Source organism: Bradyrhizobium sp. 215_C5_N1_1 (assembly GCF_052075935.1).
Lineage (GTDB): Bacteria > Pseudomonadota > Alphaproteobacteria > Rhizobiales > Xanthobacteraceae > Bradyrhizobium > Bradyrhizobium barranii.
Map to the genome: position 1 here is coordinate 6397985 of NZ_CP197228.1, position 16224 is coordinate 6414208.

13 protein-coding genes are annotated in these 16224 nt (G+C 65.5%); 1 reads left to right on the plus strand and 12 read right to left on the minus strand.

From position 1 onward, the window contains the following. Window positions 1-76 precede the first annotated feature (76 nt). A complete protein-coding gene (locus AB7G19_RS30790; protein WP_085403893.1) occupies window positions 77-1816 on the plus strand; it encodes a methyl-accepting chemotaxis protein in 1740 nt (579 codons plus the stop codon). A 271-nt stretch (window positions 1817-2087) separates the two neighbouring features. Here AB7G19_RS30790 and AB7G19_RS30795 read toward each other — a convergent pair whose 3' ends face one another. The 12 genes from AB7G19_RS30795 to AB7G19_RS30850 all read right to left on the minus strand — a co-directional run bounded on the left by AB7G19_RS30795 (window position 2088) and on the right by AB7G19_RS30850 (window position 16206). Next, window positions 2088-2597 (minus strand): AAA family ATPase, encoded by a 510-nt coding sequence (locus AB7G19_RS30795; protein WP_085403894.1) that lies wholly within the window; start codon window positions 2595-2597, stop codon window positions 2088-2090. Window positions 2598-2744: 147 nt separating this feature from the next. Continuing rightward, window positions 2745-4199: a hypothetical protein gene (locus AB7G19_RS30800; RefSeq protein WP_085403895.1), complete on the minus strand. Its 1455-nt coding sequence runs from the start codon at window positions 4197-4199 to the stop codon at window positions 2745-2747. 326 nt (window positions 4200-4525) lie between these two features. Then, window positions 4526-5755 carry an acyl-CoA dehydrogenase family protein gene (locus AB7G19_RS30805; protein ID WP_085403896.1) on the minus strand — a complete coding sequence of 410 codons (1230 nt, stop codon included), beginning with the start codon at window positions 5753-5755 and terminating at the stop codon, window positions 4526-4528. A 357-nt stretch (window positions 5756-6112) separates the two neighbouring features. Continuing rightward, complete coding sequence (locus tag AB7G19_RS30810) at window positions 6113-7324, minus strand: ABC transporter substrate-binding protein (protein ID WP_041955751.1); 1212 nt, start codon at window positions 7322-7324, stop codon at window positions 6113-6115. A gap of 113 nt (window positions 7325-7437) precedes the next feature. Then, window positions 7438-7662: a hypothetical protein gene (locus AB7G19_RS30815; protein WP_014496835.1), complete on the minus strand. Its 225-nt coding sequence runs from the start codon at window positions 7660-7662 to the stop codon at window positions 7438-7440. A 92-nt stretch (window positions 7663-7754) separates the two neighbouring features. Then, window positions 7755-8330 carry an HdeD family acid-resistance protein gene (locus AB7G19_RS30820; RefSeq protein ID WP_014496836.1) on the minus strand — a complete coding sequence of 192 codons (576 nt, stop codon included), beginning with the start codon at window positions 8328-8330 and terminating at the stop codon, window positions 7755-7757. Between the two features lie 129 nt (window positions 8331-8459). Further along, window positions 8460-9983: an FAD-dependent oxidoreductase gene (locus AB7G19_RS30825; RefSeq protein WP_085403897.1), complete on the minus strand. Its 1524-nt coding sequence runs from the start codon at window positions 9981-9983 to the stop codon at window positions 8460-8462. Between the two features lie 32 nt (window positions 9984-10015). After that, the gene (gene folE, locus AB7G19_RS30830) at window positions 10016-10642 is read right to left on the minus strand and encodes a GTP cyclohydrolase I FolE (RefSeq protein WP_071915711.1); all 627 of its coding nucleotides are present in this window, start codon (window positions 10640-10642) and stop codon (window positions 10016-10018) included. 126 nt (window positions 10643-10768) lie between these two features. Further along, window positions 10769-11659, minus strand: a complete 891-nt coding sequence (locus tag AB7G19_RS30835; RefSeq protein WP_085403898.1) for an alpha/beta fold hydrolase — start codon at window positions 11657-11659, stop codon at window positions 10769-10771. A gap of 111 nt (window positions 11660-11770) precedes the next feature. Beyond that, a complete protein-coding gene (locus AB7G19_RS30840) occupies window positions 11771-12598 on the minus strand; it encodes a metal-dependent phosphohydrolase (protein WP_441268722.1) in 828 nt (275 codons plus the stop codon). A gap of 207 nt (window positions 12599-12805) precedes the next feature. Next, window positions 12806-13684: a transglutaminase family protein gene (locus AB7G19_RS30845; RefSeq protein ID WP_085403900.1), complete on the minus strand. Its 879-nt coding sequence runs from the start codon at window positions 13682-13684 to the stop codon at window positions 12806-12808. Next, complete coding sequence (locus AB7G19_RS30850) at window positions 13681-16206, minus strand: circularly permuted type 2 ATP-grasp protein (protein WP_135214867.1); 2526 nt, start codon at window positions 16204-16206, stop codon at window positions 13681-13683. The genes AB7G19_RS30845 and AB7G19_RS30850 overlap by 4 nt, the downstream gene beginning before the upstream one ends. Between the last annotated feature and the right edge of the window lie 18 nt (window positions 16207-16224).

A 16224-nucleotide genomic window follows, 5' to 3' on the forward strand; every position in this document is an offset into this window, starting at 1 on the left:
ATTCTGCATAGTTTTGCATCAATTTTATACGACCGCGCTCTCCGGCCACTGCCGGCCATTGGGGCCTCTGAAAAGCATGACAACCGACCGATCTGGGAATGCCACGGGGGTGGCAGGCCGTTTCACGCTTGCGACCAAGCTCTACGCGATCTTCGCGCTGTTCGCGCTGCTCACGGCGGCGATCGCGACGCTGTCCGACTACAACAGCCGCCGCAGCGCCGAGTTGACGAGCGCGATCGAGACGGCGAACGCCGCCGCGCTCAATGTCGAGCGAGTCAACTCGCTGGTCTACGCGGTCGTGATGGAATCGCGCGGCGTCTACATGTCGACCGAACCGGCCGTCGTGAAGAAATACGGCGAAGGCCTGCTCAAGTTCAACGCCCAGATCCTCGACGTCGTGAAGCGCTGGGAGACCATCGTCAAAGCCGACGATGCCGAGCAGTTCGCCACGTTCAAGAAGCGCATCGAGCAGTTCGTCGAGTTCCGCAAGGAGCTGGTGCGCCGCGGCGTCGAGATCAATGCGGCCGCGGGCCGCGAATGGGGCGACAACGACGCCAATCGCGCCGTGCGCTCGGCGCTGAACAAGGATCTCGAGGCACTGTACAAGGTCTATGCCGAACGCGCCAGACAGATCGCGCAAGAGACCGAGACCAATCGCACCCTCTCCTTCGTGCTGACCTGCCTCGGCGGCGTCGCGCTGGCCCTCGTCGTGATCGGCATCGTCATCATCGCCCGCTCGATCGCCCGTCCCCTCTCCGCCATCACCGCGACCATCGAGCAGGTCGCGGACGGCGCCGAGAATGTCGTGGTACCGCACTCTGACCGCGCCGACGAGATCGGCGCGCTGGCACGCGCCATCCAGATCTTCCAGGACGCGATGGGCCGCAACCGCAATCTCGCCTCGCAGGTCTCGCAGGACTCCGCCGCGCGCGAGCAGCGCGCCCGCCACATCGAGCAATCCGTCGACGCGTTTCGCGAGGCGATCGGCGCGATCATGCGCGGCCTCAGCGACAACGCCTCTGTCATGCGCGAGACCGCGCAGACGATCACCCGCGTCACAGCGGATGCCAACAGCCGCGCCGGCACCGCGGCGAACGCCACCGAGCAGGCCTCGCACAACGTCACCGCGGTGGCAGGCGCAGCCGAGGAGCTGTCGGCGTCGGTGGTGGAGATCGGCCGCCAGGTCCGGCAGTCCGCAAGCGCGGTCGAGCAGACCGGTCAGCGCACCGAGAAGTCGATCTCCGAGATCGAAAGCCTCGCGGCCGCCACCCAGCGCATCGACGGCGTGCTCAACCTGATCCAGGCCATCGCCGAGCAGACCAATCTGCTCGCGCTCAACGCCACCATCGAAGCCGCGCGCGCCGGTGACGCCGGCCGCGGCTTTGCCGTCGTTGCGCACGAAGTGAAGGCGCTGGCGGGTCAGACCGCCAAGGCGACCGCCGAGATCGGCGAGAACGTCTCGATGATCCAGGCGTCCACCCGCAACGCGGTCGATGCCGTGCGCGAGATCGGCGGCGCCGTGCGCGAGATCAGCGACGTCACCTCGGCAATCGCCGGCGCCATCGGCCAGCAGGACACCGCCACGCGCGAGATCTCGTCCAACGCCCAATCGGCCGCGCAGGGCAACGAGACCCTGGTCGCCAACATCACCTCGCTGCGCGACGCCATCGGCGAGACGGACACGGCGGCAGCCTCCGTGCTGACGGCGGCGAGCAGCCTCACGGAGACGGCGGACACGCTGTCGCGCGAGGTGGAAAAGTTCTTCCAGAACCTGCGTTCGGGAGCGGCCGACAGCCGTATCGCCAAAGCGGGATGATGAAGGCGAAATGATCCGGCGCACCGCGGCGCCATGAGGCCGGCGGCAGGCCTGCCAGAACCAAAACTGAAAAACAACCCCATGCACAGTAGCCGGGGCCAGCGATATCAATGGCTTGGCTTCGCGCTCGGATGACTACTGATTTTACGAAATCGCTTTGACTCGTCGGGCAAAACACTGGCATGATGTCATCGTGGCGGCGTCAGGCGCCATGGATGAGCTGGGTCAGCTTCAGTAGACTTGTGTTTGCGGAAGGAGGCGCCAGAAGCGGCTACCGACGGTCAAGCAGGCCGAGCGCTTCTTCCACGCACTGCTCGAGACTGCGCCGTGCTGTGTCGACCGTAAAATGATCGCGCTCCCACGGAGCGTACGCTCGGCCGGCGACCGCATTCCAGCCGGGCAACGACAGCCCGGCAATGTCGGTCGATCTCGTCTCAATCCTGCGTCGGTGCTCGTCTGCATCGCTGCACGCCACCTCGATCCAGGCGATCTCGGCGCCAGCCTTTCGCGCAGCGATTTGCCAGCCTTCCCGCGCCTCCTCGCAATCATTGACGCAGTCGGCAATCACGTCCAGGCCGAGGGCGAGGTTGTCTGTCGCGACGGCCTGAGCGGCGCGATAGGTCCAGTCCAGCAGATCAGCCGGTGCAGTACCGGATGCCCAGATCGCTTGATCCATCGAATCGATCCGCAGCCAGGCGGCTCCGGTACGCCGCGCCAGAACCCGGGCAATGCTTGACTTGCCGACCCCCGGCAAACCAGCAAGCGTGATGAGTCTCGCCATTGCACACCCGAATTGCGTTGGACCGGCCCCTTAGGGACGTGACGTCGGCCACCACGAATAAGCGGCCAAGCAAACGAAAGCGGCTATTAGCCACTGCAGCCCGGCAAGCACTGCCATCGACAGCTCACATCGAGCGAGACGGGACTATCATTCCGAGCCGGATGGATCGACCAAGATGCGAACGCGGCCGTCGGCATCCGCGACTTCACGATAACGGCTCAACTCCGCCTTGAGGTCGGGATCCGAATTGGCCCAGGCCAGCCAATCGAACGGCATTGAGCTCAGCAGATAGGTATCCACGAGAATCACATTCGGCCGACCGGCCCGCAGGTCCGCCAACAGCAGCCGCCGCTCGAAATTGATGATGCCGTCCAGTTTCGCTCGCTCACCCTCAGGCAGTTGCGAGCTCTTCTGTTGGAGCATTGAGCCGGCCGCCAACGCCTGCCCACACGTGTTGCCCGCCCAGGTCGCATTGATCTGACGGACGAGCGGATGCCCGAGAGCGACGTGATCGCCGATCGTGATCAGCCGCGGATGCTTTGCAAGGGCCAGGATACGCCCCTCCAGTGGCGGGAACGGCCGCACCTGAAGGGACAAACGGGAGCCGATGCACACAATCGCAGCAAGGGCGCAGATCATGACAGGCAGGCGCAACGTCTTCGTGCGAGCCTGCAGCAATGGCGCGGCACTCGCAAACATGCAAAGCGCAAATGCCGTGTAGGTCCAGCCCTTACCCTGGATGATGAAACTCGCCGCTCCGCCAACCGCTGCGGCCAGCCACGGCGTTGCGCCGCCTTCCCATTTGAAGTCCTGCGGCGCCAACAGGCGCACGAGGCCGACGGAAGCGACCAGCATAACGGCCGGGAAAAAAAGCAGATCGCCGAAATCCATCCTCAATGGCACATAAGCGGCAGTAACCATCGGGGCAAAGGTCAACAGATAAGCCGGAAAGAAGATGGCGAGCACCGCTCCATAGCCGATCACGACAGCAGCGGCCGCACACGCTTCGGGTGTGAACAAGGGTTTGATGGAGCGTTGACGGAGGACGCAGAGGATGATCGGCAGGCCGACCACGAGGGTAAGGTAGGGCTTCAGGCTCATGCCCAACCCGGCACCCAGTCCCGCCAGGATCGCAACCGGTCCGGGCGCAAGCCCGCGCCAGCGGATCGCAGCGATGGCGACGAAAGGCGTCATCGCAATGACGGCGATGTGTTCACGCTGTCCGAATACGGCGCTGGGAAAAATTGCGAACAGGAATGCTAGCACGCACGCCGTAATGCTCCTCTCGTCGGCTTCCAGCTTTGCCGCCGCAGCGGCACGATCGATGATGACGAGTGCGGCAACGATCTCGATCATCACCAGGATGATCACGATGATCTCGGGGGCAATGCCGGTGATGCGCGCAAGCTGCAACGCCGGCATGTACAAATAGACCGACAGCGGCGGATTCAGTTCGAAGACGTCGACGCCGAGCTTTCCGCCATCGAGAACTTTCTCGCCTTCGGTCAGCAGGCAGCTCAAATCCGCGTTGAGAACGACAGGCATTTGAACGAGCAAGGCCATCAGCAGGATCGCCGACACGATGATCCAGCGGTAGCTCATGCTAAACGTGCTTCCTGACATGGCCAGGGGCGTGACCGCCTCTTTTGACGCCGGCAAAGGCCCTCTCCTCGAACGGAAGCGGTCTGTTCTCTCTCACCCGTGCGCGAACCTGCCGCTGCGCGTACTCAGCGCCACTTTCAATCGAGAGTCGTTACTATTGTGCTACAATGATCTGAAACAATACGGTAACGACCTGAAACAGTGCCGTTTCATGGTTAAATGTCAGGTCGAATGGCGAGACGCCGGGGTTGCGCGCGGCATCCTGCGCGCCGCTATGAGCGTTCATCCCACATCAAGGTGCACGCGCTCCTGGAGAGGGTCAGGCCCTACCCCATCACTCCGCCGCGCTTGATCAGCTCCTTGCCGACCGCGGCAAGGTGCACCTGGTCGGGGCCGTCGCCAATGCGGATGAAGCGGGCATAGACGTAGGCGCGGGCGAGGAAGGTGTCCTGCGAGACGCCGGCGGCGCCGTGGATCTGGATGGCGCGGTCGATGACGCGAGCGGCCATGCTGGGCACCACGATCTTGGCGGCGGCGATCAGGTCGCGCGCGGCCTTGTTGCCTTCGCGGTCCATCTTGTCGGCGGCCTGCAGCGTGAGGAGCCGCGCCTGCGCGATCTCGCAGAAGGAGTGCGCAATGTCCTCGCGCACCGAACCCTGGTCTGCGAGCGGCTTGCCGAAGGCTGTGCGCGACACCGAGCGCTGGCACATCAATTCCAGCGCACGCTGGGCGCAGCCGATCAAGCGCATGCAGTGATGGATGCGGCCGGGGCCGAGCCGGCCTTGCGCGATCTCGAAGCCGCGGCCCTCGCCGAGCAGGATGTTCTCGGCCGGCACACGGACATTCTCGTAGACGATCTCGGGATGGCCGACCGGCGCGTCGTCGTAGCCGTAGGTCAGCATGTCGCGGACGATGCGCACGCCGGGCGTCGCCTTGGGCACCAGGATCATGGATTGCTGGCGATGGCGGTCGGGATCGTCGGGCGCGGTCTTGCCCATCACGATCAGGATCTCGCAATCCTCATTCATCGCGCCTGACGTGAACCATTTGCGGCCGTTGATGACGTAGTCGCCGCCGTCGCGCTTGATCTCGCACTGGATGTTGGTGGCGTCGCTGGAGGCGACCTGCGGCTCCGTCATCGAGAAGCCGGAGCGGATGCGCCCCTCCAGCAGCGGCTTCAGCCAGCGCTCCTGCTGCGCCGGCGTGCCGTAGTTCGCCAGCACCTCCATGTTGCCGACATCAGGGGCCGAGCAGTTGAAGATTTCAGGCGCCCAGAGGATGCGGCCCATGATCTCCTTCACCGGCGCATATTCGAGATTGGTGAGGCCAGTGTTGTCAGGGTCTTGGCCGTGCTCGCCTGACAGGAACAGGTTCCAGAGCCCCTGCTCGCGTGCCAGCCGCTTCAGGTCCTGGAGGACCTGCGGCGTCTTGTAGCGCGCGGCCTCCGGCTTGACCTGCTCGTAATAGAGCTCCTCGACCGGCTCGACATGCGCAAGCATGAACTGGCGAACGCGTTCCTGCAGCTCCAGCGAACGGGCGGAGTGTTGAAAGTCCATGGTGGTCTCCTGTTCGCTGCGCTTAGCTCTTCCCTTCTCCCCTTGTGGGAGAAGGTGGCGCGAAGCGCCGGATGAGGGGTTGTATCCACTCGCACAAGCAGTCGTGAGGAGAGACACCCCTCACCCGGCTGCGCTTCGCGCATCCACCCTCTCCCACAAGGGGAGAGGGTGCACCGTCTGTGTGGCCGCTTTGCTAGCGGTGTCGTAGGGTGGGCAAAGCGACTTGTCCGCCGTAGCTCGAAGAGCGAAGGCGGAAGCGTGCCCACGTTTCTGTTTCGGTGTTGGATCGGTGGTGGGCACGGCGCAAGTGCGCCTTTGCCCACCCTACGATTCCGAGTTCGCGGAGAGAACGCCCCCTCACGTCCCGCGCAAGAGCTCGCTCGCCACGATCCAGTCGTTGCCGTCGAACTGGAGCATATAGCCGTCCTTGATCGGGCGGAAATCCTGCGGTGTGGTGTTGAGGGTGATGCCGGGCATCAAGAGCGACAGCGGCACGTTCTTGAGGTTCGCCGCCTGCGCCATGATGTTCTCGCGCGTCAGATTGTCCTTGCACTGCTTGAGCAGGACGACCAGTGCCTCGGCGACGGTGTAGCCGTAGAGGCCGGCGACATTGTTGATGTCGGCATTGGGCAGGCGCTTCTTCATGAAGTCGATATAGGCCGTCATCGACGGGTCGTCCTTCGGCTGCTCGACAAACGGCTTGAGCGAGCCGAGCGACAGCACGCCCTTGCCGGCATCGAGGCCCGCAGGGACCATGACGGTCGCCTTGTTGGCGCAGCCGGAGGCGAGGAAGCGCGTCGGCTGCCAGCCGACCTCATGGGCCTTGCGGATCGCCTGCGCGCAGGCGCGCGGCGTCACCGAATAGATCATGAAGACATCAGCCTTGGTGTTGGCCAGCGTCAGCACCTGGGAATCGACGGTGGGATCGGTGACCTCGAAGCTCGAGGCCATCGCGAGCGCCTTGTCGGCGTCGGCACCAAGCGCTTCCTTGACACCGCGAAAATATTCCTTGCCGGCGTCATCGTTCTGATAGAGCACCGCGAAACGCGCGTTCGGGTTCTTGGCGCGGGCGTAAGCGACGTCGATCGCGGCCTCGCTGGTGTAGTTCGGCGCCCAGGGCAGCGCCATCGACCACGGCATGTTGGCGGGATCGTTCCACTTCGAGGCCGAGCTGATCAGGAACAGCTGCGGCACCTTGTTGCTGTTGAGGTATTTTGCGATCGCCGAGCTCGGCGCCGTGCCCATGGTCGCGAAGATGAAGGCGACGCCGTCGCCCTCGACCAAACGTCGCGCGGCTTCCATGGTCTTCGGCGGCGAGAAGGCGTCGTCGAGCGACAACAGGTTGAGCTTGCGGCCGTTGACGCCGCCCTTCTCGTTCACCTCATCGAAATAAGCGGAGATCACCCTGCCGGTGATGCCGAGCGGCGATGCGGGGCCGCTATAGGGCATGGTGTTGCCGATCTTGATCTCGGTGTCACTGACGCCGGGACCGTAGGACTTTTGCGCGGAGACGGGCGTGGACAGGCAGGCGGCAGCTAGCGCTGCGGCCAGGACCAAAGCGGCTCTCATGGTTTCTCCCCGGTGATGATCGTCCACGCGAGGCGACCGCGCGGCGTGCTGCTTTTTGCCAGCACGTCAGATCAGCGGAGTTCCGCAAGATGGTCTTGCGTCGAGTTGCTGGTTCATTCGACGTCTCGTTTGGAACCTGCGTATGAACGCCGCAGCAGGGCGAACAGGCTGCCGCCGGTCGCGGCTCCAACGAGATAGACAACGAGGGTTTGGAGCGCGAGCGGCAGACTGAGATTCATCTTGAAGAAGGAGATCGTGACCGTGTCGAGATTCTGCACGGCGAAGACGATGGTCGCTGCGGCGAAAAACACGATCACGGCAAGATGAAACCAGCGCATGACAATCCCTCAGCGTCGCCCGACGCGCGATGAAATCTGGATGAACCGTCATCGCGCTCTTGGGCGACCACGGTCCTTCTCCGGATCAAGCCTTAATGGCGCCGCCGCAGGCTAAAGCCCAGACTGACCCAGCCGGCGCCGGCCATGATCAGGTCGATGCCGAGGAACAGGCCGAGGATATAGACGCTGTTGACCGGCCAGCGCGCCAGGATCAAGAGCCCGAGCAGCAGGGTGATGACCGCAGACAGTGCCACCCACACCCACGGGCTTTCCCTTTTCATGCTGAAGGCGAGAAACAGCCTGACGGCGCCCGAGGCCAGCAGCGACGCGCCGAGGAACAAGGTAAGCAGCACCGCGGCGAACAACGGGTTCTCGAAGGTCAGGAAGCCCGCGACGATATAGAGCACGCCGAGCAAGGCCCAGATCAGGAACTTGCCCCAGCTCTTCATCTGGAACGCGCCGATCACCTCGGTGACCCCGGCGATGATCATCATCACACCAACCACGAGCACGCTCGCCACCGTCGCCATCATCATGCTGCCGAGCGCGATGAAGCCGGTGATGAGATAGACGACGCCGAGGGCGACGATCCAGCCCCACTTGGCGTGCAGCGCAGCAATGCCGGACCCAAGACCCAAGTTTGGAGACGTATCCGAAGCACTTGTCATGACGGCTACTCCTGCATGCGAAGTCCCAAGGCACATCTCAGGATAGCACGAGCCGCGCTGGGACAACAGCCAGTAGAGCAGCCCCCGCGGGAGCCCCCATTGACTTAAGTCAAGAGCGGACGGGGCGCCTCACGCGCGCGAGCGCTCCATGTCGAGCTCGGCCTTGAGACTATCGAGATCGCGATAGATCGAAGCAACCGCCAGCACGCGCCCGCCCTTGCGGTACTTCAGCAGGCAATCCCTGCCGTCGATGCTGCCGTCGGTCGCGATGTCGTCGAAGCTCTCGGCATGGCCGACATAGTTGATCGGAACGTCATAGTGCTGCGACCAGAAGAACGGCACGGCGTCGAAGCGTTCGCGCCTGCCGAGCATGTTGCGCGCCGCGGCCTGGCCCTGCCGCTCCGCCACCACCCAGTGCTCGACGCGGATGTTCTGGCCCGAATGGGGATCGGGCCAGCGCGCGATGTCGCCGGCCGCGAAGATGCCCGATGCGCTGGTCTCGAGATATTCGTTCACGCTGACGCCGCGATCGATGGCGAGCCCCGCCTGCTCGGCGAGCGCAAGGCGCGGCCTGACGCCGATCCCGACCACGACCAGATCGGCCTCGATCACGCTGCCGCTCTTCAGCGTGGCGCGTTTGCCCTCGAGTTTTTCCACGGTGTCCTCGAGGTGAAAGTGGACGCCGTTCTCTTCATGCAGCGCGCGGACGAAGTCGCCCATCTCGGGGCCGAGCACACGCTGCATCGGCCGCTTCTCGGGGGCAACCACATGCACCTCCAGCTTGCGCGCTCGCAAGGAGGCCGCGACTTCGAGGCCAATGAAGCTGGCGCCGATCACCAGCGCGCGCTTCGCGCTACCCGCCGCCTTGATGATGGCGCGGCTGTCGGCAACGGTGCGCAAGGTGTGCACGTGTGGCTGGTCCGCGCCCGGAATCTGCAATTTGACCGGCTCGGCGCCGGTCGCGAGCAGCAGCCGGTCGAACGGCAGCTTGTCGCCATTGCCGAGCGTGATGGTGCGCGCCTTCGGATCGATCGCTGCGACGTTCGTGTTGAGCCTGAGATCGATGCCCGCGTCCTGATAATAGTCCTCGCCCCGCAGCGGCAGCCAATCCTCGGGTGCACTGCCGGCGAGGTAATCCTTGGAGAGGTTCGGCCGGTCGACCGGCATCGCGCCATCATCGCTCAGCATGGTGATGGCGCCGGCAAAGCCCTCGCGCCGAAGCGTCTCGGCGGCCGCAAAGCCGGCCGCACCACCGCCGACGATGACGAATTTTTCCGGCGTCGGCGCGCTGCGATGTGACGCTGCAGGCTGCGGCATCTCGCGCTTGCGCTGAACCGAGATCCTGTCCTGGTCGCGCGTGACCTCCCAGACCGCCAGCGCGTTCAGCGCCGGCGGGCGGGTGGCTTCGCCCGTGCGCAAGGAGAAGCAGGCGTGATGCCAGGGGCAGCGGATCGTGTCGCCCACGACCAGCCCTTCGGCGAGCGGACCGTGATAGTGGCTGCAGGACGGCTCGATCGCGAAGACCTCGCCATCTGCGGCTACCAGTAGCACATCTTCCTCGCCGACATGGCCGAGCAGCTTGCCGTCCTCGAACGCGGTTAGCAACACGCCCCTGGTGAGGTCCGGCCCGCTCGGCGTCTTGTGCTCGGTCATGGTGTCGTCTCCTTCAGCTCGGCCCGCGCGGATCACGCGTCCGAATTGGCCAGCCCCAACAGCTCCTGGCGCGTCAACGCGTTGTCACGGAACACGCCCAGCATGCGGCTGGTGACGAGATCGGTCCCAGGCTTGTGCGCGCCACGCGTGGTCATGCAATGATGCGTCGCCTTGATGATGACGCCGACGCCTTCCGGCTTCAACACATCGTTGATCGTATTGGCGATCTGCGCGGTCATCTTCTCCTGGATCTGGAGGCGTTTTGCGTAGATATCCACCACCCGCGCGAGCTTGCTGATGCCGACGACGCGGCCCTGCGGGATATAGGCGACCCAGGCGCGGCCCACGATCGGCGCCATGTGGTGCTCGCAATGGCTTTCGAAGCGAACGCCGCGCAGGACGATCATCTCGTCATAGCCTTCGATCTCCTCAAAGGTCTTTTGCAGGATTTCGGTCGGATCCTGCGCATAGCCGGAAAAATACTCTGCGAAGGCGCGCGCAACCCGGTCCGGCGTGTCGTGCAGGCCGTCGCGGGCGGGATCGTCGCCCGCCCAGCGGATCATGGTCCGGACCGCCTGCTCGACCTCGGCCCTGCCAGGCCGTTCGCCCGGCAGCTGCGCCACCGCGACGCCCTCCAACCTGCGCGCATGTGAATTCATCAATAGCCTCCCTGCAATGGGCCGCGCACATCTGGCGGTCCCTCAGCTTGGACGGCTGCAATCGGAAAAGGTTCCCGAAGTCGCGAAAAATCGGGCGACCGGGCGGCGGGGCGGGAAAGCCGGGCTTTACGAGGCTGCTTTCCGCACGTCGAGCACAGCGCGCGCCCATTCGGCAGGCCGCTCCTGCGGCAGGTTGTGGCCGGCTCCAGCGAAGACACGCCGTTCGAACACGCCTTCGAATTTGGGCGCATGATGGGCGGTGCCGGGATTGACGCCGTCGCTGTCGCCGTCGACCGCGATCGTCGGGACACGGACCGGCGGCTGCGCGGCGAGCTTGGCCTCGATCGCGGCATAGGCGGGATCGCCTTCGACCAGCCCATAGCGATGACGGTAGGAGTGGATCACGACATCGACGAAATCAGGATTGTCGAACGCCACCGCACTCGTTTCGAACGTCGCGTCGTCGAAGCCCCATTTCGGCGACCACATCGCCCAGAGCTGGCGCGCAAAGCCGCGCCGGTTGCGCTCCAGCGCGCGGCGGCCGCGCTCGTTGTGGAAGAGATATTGATACCAGAGCGCCGCCTCCTCCGGTGGCGAAGCCGGCTCCATCGCACGCGCGATGTTCTGGATGTTGTAGGAATTGCCGGAGACGAGGGCGATCACGCGCTCGGGATGCAGCACCGAGACCACGCAGGCCGCGCGTCCGCCCCAATCGTAACCGCCGACGACCGCGCGTTCGATGCGAAGCGCATCCATGAAAGCCAGCAGATCGGCGCCGAGCGCCGCCTGCTCACCGGAGCGCAGCGTCGCTGCGGACCGGAACCGCGTCGGCCCGTAGCCGCGCAGCCAGGGCACAAGCACCCGCGCGCCGGCTTCCGCGATCAGCGGCGCGGTCTCGGCATAGGCGTTCACATCGTAGGGAAAGCCGTGGCCCATGATGCAGGGCCAGCCATCCGGTGCGCCGTATTCGAGATAGGCGATGTCGAGGATATCCGTGGCGATGGTTTTTTGTTGCATGATTTGCTCACGGAGTTGAGAGGCCGTAGCCTGGATGGAGCGCAGCGCAATCCGGGATTCGCGGATACAGGCGTCCCCGCATTCCGCTTCGCTCCATGCGGGCTACGGGGGCTATTTCTGCGGGCCAGACAGCGAGATCTCGCGTTCGGCGCGGAACACGTTGCTGTAGAGATTGGCGATCCACTGCCGGCCGATCTCGGTCTTGTTGAGGTAGCCGATCTCGGTCTGAATGTGCGGTGCGACGCTGTTCCAGTAGAATTGTGGATAGCGGTTCACGATGTCGGCGGGCGAGTCGTAGCCGAGCTGGCGATTGATGCCGACCTCTTCGAATTCGTAATAGAGCGCGTTGGCCTTGCGCAGATAGTTGGGATCGCCGAGCTGGCCGATGAAATCGGCGGCACGCAGGATCGAGGCTTCGTCGTCGTAGTCCTGGCCTTCGCGGGCCGGGAAGCGAGTGCCCTCGATGGCGCTGGCGATGCGTTCCGGGTCCAGCCCCGGGATATGCTGCAGCCGCCGCATGACATAGAGCTTCGACCGGTCGACATGATACATCATCAGGCTGGCATCCGAGGCGCCGCGCGGCAATGAAACCTTGGTGCCCGCCGCGTCGATCACGAAGCCGTCATTGTCATCCTCCTCGAACAGGCCCCGGGCATAGCCGATGTCGTGGGCGAGGCACGCGATCAGGATGTGGACGTAATCCGCGGCCTCGAGGTGGGTGTGGAGATATCGGCCGCTGAGGATGGAATGGCCCGCCAGGGTCACCAGCATCGTGTGCTCGACATTGTGGTAGAGCGCGTCGCTGTTGCCAATGCACTCCATCGCGGTGCGCGTCGCGCTCTCGACGATGTTCGCGGGAGACTCGCCGTACCTGCGACGCATGAACGAGCCCAGCACTTTCTCCAGGGATTCAGCCGCCAGTCTCGGTAACGTCATCATGGATGCAGCCCCGCTCGTCGGTGGTGTCCCACGCCAGCTCCCGACGTCTCATTTCGTGTCTTCGACGCAACGGCCAGCATAGCCCATCTTGGGCCAAGTGACCAAACGCCGGGACGAATTTACGGAAATATGTTGCTGTTGTGCCCTGCGACATCACGGTTGCAGTCGGGGCGCGACACAGCCTGGCCGGGCCCGTCAAGACCGCTTTTATTCCACCAGCAGCACGTCCACGGCGACGCCGAGCTTCTGCTTCGGCGAGCCGACGATGATGCCGTCGACCGGCGAGACGTCGGAAAAGTCGCGGCCGACCGCGAGCACGATGTGATCGTTGGCGACCAGCAAATCATTGGTCGGATCGAAATCGACCCAGCCAAGCTCAGCCCCACACCACAGCGACACCCAGGCATGGGTGGCATCGGCGCCCTGCAAACGCGGCTGGCCCGGCGGCGGAATGGTACGGAGATAGCCGCTGACATAGGCAGCCGGAAGGCCGAGCCCGCGTAGCCCTGCGATCATCACATGGGCAAAGTCCTGGCAAACGCCGTGGCGCTTGTCGAAGACCTCGCCAAGCGGCGTCGAGATCACCGTCGCCTTCGGATCGTAGCGGAATTCGGTGCGGATGCGATGCATGAGATCGGTCGCACCGGCGAGGATCCCTGCGCCTGGCGCAAAGCTCGTGGCCGCATAGGCGCTGACGGGGTGCAGCACCGGCACCAGCGGGCTCGCGAAGACGTAGCCGACCGGCGAGGACGGCCCGAGGCTCGTTGCTTCAAACGCGATGTCGCGGATGCTTTCCCAGGGCGGGCTGACGGCATCGCGCGCCGGCGATTTGCGCGAGACGGACACGCGCGAGCGCGAGTCGATGCGCAAGTTTCGGTGCGCGGTTTCGATCACGACGCTCTCGGTGAGCGTGCCGAAGAAGTCGCGGCGGACGTGGCGCTCGGACGGGCGCGGCCGGATCTCGACCCTGTGCGAGATCAGCTCCTGACCGTCGCCGCTCTTCGGCTCCAGCCGCAGCGTGCAGCGGGCAAAGCTGACCGGACTCTCGTATTCGTAAGTCGTGACGTGACGGATGTCGTAGATCACGCCAGCCCCGTCAGCTTTTCCGGCCGGCTCGCATTGGGGCCGTGCGGGAAGTAGTGCAGCCCGATCGCCTCGGCGAGGCTGAGCAGGTCCTGCTCCAGCGAGAACAGGGTCTTGACCTCGAGCTTCTCGGCTTCCGCGGTGGCCAGCATGGACTGCACCGCCACCGCGAGCCGCTGCGGCTGCTCGATCAGGCCGTGCTCCTTCAGGCTCGGGAGCGAAGCGATGTGCTCGTTCAGCGTCGTCACCTGGAACGCGACCGAACGCGGATTGTAGCTGTCGAGCACGGCGAGATCGCGCACCGGCGCCAGGATCGGCGCCAGCAGATAGCGCGAGCGGTAGGTGATCTGGGAATCCACCAGCGTCAGCAGGATATCGAGGTCCTCGTCGCAGGCCTCGTCATAGGCGAACTGGCGCGCGAAGCGCGTGGTGTTGATGGCGCGCTCGGTGCGGCGGCCGATATCGAGGAAGCGCCAGCCGGCGGCGCGGTTCATGTTCTCCTGCGCCAGCCCCGCCAAGCTCGCAAGCTCCTGCAAGGTCAGTTCGGCCGCACTCAGCACGTCGTCGTCGTCCTCGACCTCGTAGGCGAGGCGATCGGCCATCTCGGTGATGACCTGCCAGGCGTCGGGCGACAGCCGCTCGCGCAAGGATGTCGCCGTGCGCTGCGCCGCGCGCACCAGCGACAGCGCCGAGCCGAAACGCTCCGGGCTCTGCAGTGCTTCGGCGACGATGCGCCCCGGCGCCGTGCGCGAGGCCTGCGAGATCGCGCCCCACGCCACCAGCAGGCGCTGGATGCGGTCGGCCGATTGCAGCGAGGCAGCGGTGCCCTTGTTGGGCCCGCTCGGCGAACCCAGCGCGCGCACCAGCCGCAGCGTTGCCTCGGCGCGTTCGAGATAGCGGCCGAGCCAGAACAGATTGTCCGCGGCGCGGCTCGGCAGCACGCCGGCGATGCGGCGGATCCGCACCTTGTCGGTCGCGGGCAGCAGCGTCGCGATCGAGACCTTCTTGTCCGAGACCACCCAGACGTCGGCGGCGCGCGCGCCGTCGCCCATCGACACCGCGCGCGCGTCCGCCTGCTCGGCGATCCGGCAGAAGCCGCCGGGCATGATAGCCCAGCCGTCGGCCGTCGCGGCCGCGAACACGCGCAGCACGAAGGGACGCGGCGTGAGCTGGCCCTGCTCCCACACCGGCATGGTCGAAAGCCGCACCATCTCCTGGCCGACATAGTCCATGCCGCGCGCGCTGATGGCGTCGACGAGACGCTGGCGCCCGGCGGCGTCGAGCTCACTCGCGAGCACCGGGCCATTGCTGTCGAAGCCGGGAACGCCGCGGCGATAGGCGCCCTCGATCGCGACCTCGTCGAGCCGTGACAACACCTCGTCGCGCGCGTTGCGCTGGCCGCACCACCAGGTCGCGATATGCGGCATCTTGAGCTCTTGCCCGAGCAGGCGGCGGCTCAGGGCCGGCAGGAAGCCGAGCAGCGCGCGCGCCTCCAGCACGCCCGAGCCCGGCATGTTGGCGACGACGACGCCGTCCTTGCGCAGCACGTCGATCAGGCCGGCCACGCCGAGATGCGAGGAGGCATCGAGCTCGAGCGGATCGAGCGAGTTGGAATCGACCCGGCGCAAGAGCACGTCGAGCCGCTTGAGGCCGGCGACGGTGCGGATGTGGATACGGTTGTCGCTGACGGCGAGATCGTCGCCCTCGACCAGCAGAAAGCCGAGATAGCGCGCCAGGGTTGCGTGCTCGAAATAGGTCTCGCTGAAGCTGCCCGGCGTGAGCACGCCGATGCGCGGCTCGTCGCGATCGGCGCGCGCACGCAGGCTGTCGCGAAACGCCTCGAAGAACGGCGCGACGCGCGGCACGTTCATCGACTTGTAGAGATCGGAGAAGGCGCGCGAGAGCACCAGGCGGTTCTCCAGCGCATAGCCCGCGCCTGAGGGCGCCTGCGTGCGGTCGCCGAGCACCCACCAGCGCCCGTCGGGTCCGCGGCCGACATCGGCGGCATAGAGCGAGAGATAGCGCCCGCCCGGCGGCGGCACGCCACAGACGGGACGGAGATATTCGGGACTGCCGGCGATCGCGGCGGCCGGCAGCGCGCCTTCCGCGACCAGCCGCCCCTCGCCATAGATGTCGCGCAGCACGAGCTCGAGCAGCTCGGCGCGCTGGGTGATGCCGGCGGACAGCTGCTTCCAGTCGGCCTCGTCGATCAGCAGCGGCAGATGGCTGATCGACCACGGCCGATCGGCGCTGTCGCCGGGCGCACGGTAGGTGACGCCGGCCTCGCGCAAATGGCGGTCGGCCATGCCGAACCGCCGTTCGATCTCGTCCGGCGCGAGCGCGCCGAAGGCGTCGAAGAAGCGGCTCCAGACCGCGCGGGGGGCGCCGTCGGGCCCCAGGAACTCGTCGGGGATGCCGGGCAGGCGGCTATAGTCGCGGACCCATTGCGCGAGGCGGCGCTGGCCTTCGCGCTGACCTCGCGCCTTACCCGTCTTGTCGTCCTGCTCGGCTGCGCCCTCGCCCATGCGCCTCTCCCTGCCCCA

What these genes read in the sequence shown, in the direction of transcription:
- AB7G19_RS30790 (WP_085403893.1), top strand. Translation starts at nt 77, where the DNA reads ATGACAACCGACCGATCTGGGAATGCCACGGGGGTGGCAGGCCGTTTC.
- AB7G19_RS30850 (WP_135214867.1), bottom strand. Translation starts at nt 16,206, where the DNA reads ATGGGCGAGGGCGCAGCCGAGCAGGACGACAAGACGGGTAAGGCGCGA.
- AB7G19_RS30820 (WP_014496836.1), bottom strand. Translation starts at nt 8,330, where the DNA reads ATGACAAGTGCTTCGGATACGTCTCCAAACTTGGGTCTTGGGTCCGGC.
- folE (WP_071915711.1), bottom strand. Translation starts at nt 10,642, where the DNA reads ATGAATTCACATGCGCGCAGGTTGGAGGGCGTCGCGGTGGCGCAGCTG.
- AB7G19_RS30800 (WP_085403895.1), bottom strand. Translation starts at nt 4,199, where the DNA reads ATGAGCTACCGCTGGATCATCGTGTCGGCGATCCTGCTGATGGCCTTG.
- AB7G19_RS30835 (WP_085403898.1), bottom strand. Translation starts at nt 11,659, where the DNA reads ATGCAACAAAAAACCATCGCCACGGATATCCTCGACATCGCCTATCTC.
- AB7G19_RS30810 (WP_041955751.1), bottom strand. Translation starts at nt 7,324, where the DNA reads ATGAGAGCCGCTTTGGTCCTGGCCGCAGCGCTAGCTGCCGCCTGCCTG.
- AB7G19_RS30825 (WP_085403897.1), bottom strand. Translation starts at nt 9,983, where the DNA reads ATGACCGAGCACAAGACGCCGAGCGGGCCGGACCTCACCAGGGGCGTG.
- AB7G19_RS30805 (WP_085403896.1), bottom strand. Translation starts at nt 5,755, where the DNA reads ATGGACTTTCAACACTCCGCCCGTTCGCTGGAGCTGCAGGAACGCGTT.
- AB7G19_RS30815 (WP_014496835.1), bottom strand. Translation starts at nt 7,662, where the DNA reads ATGCGCTGGTTTCATCTTGCCGTGATCGTGTTTTTCGCCGCAGCGACC.
- AB7G19_RS30840 (WP_441268722.1), bottom strand. Translation starts at nt 12,598, where the DNA reads ATGATGACGTTACCGAGACTGGCGGCTGAATCCCTGGAGAAAGTGCTG.
- AB7G19_RS30795 (WP_085403894.1), bottom strand. Translation starts at nt 2,597, where the DNA reads ATGGCGAGACTCATCACGCTTGCTGGTTTGCCGGGGGTCGGCAAGTCA.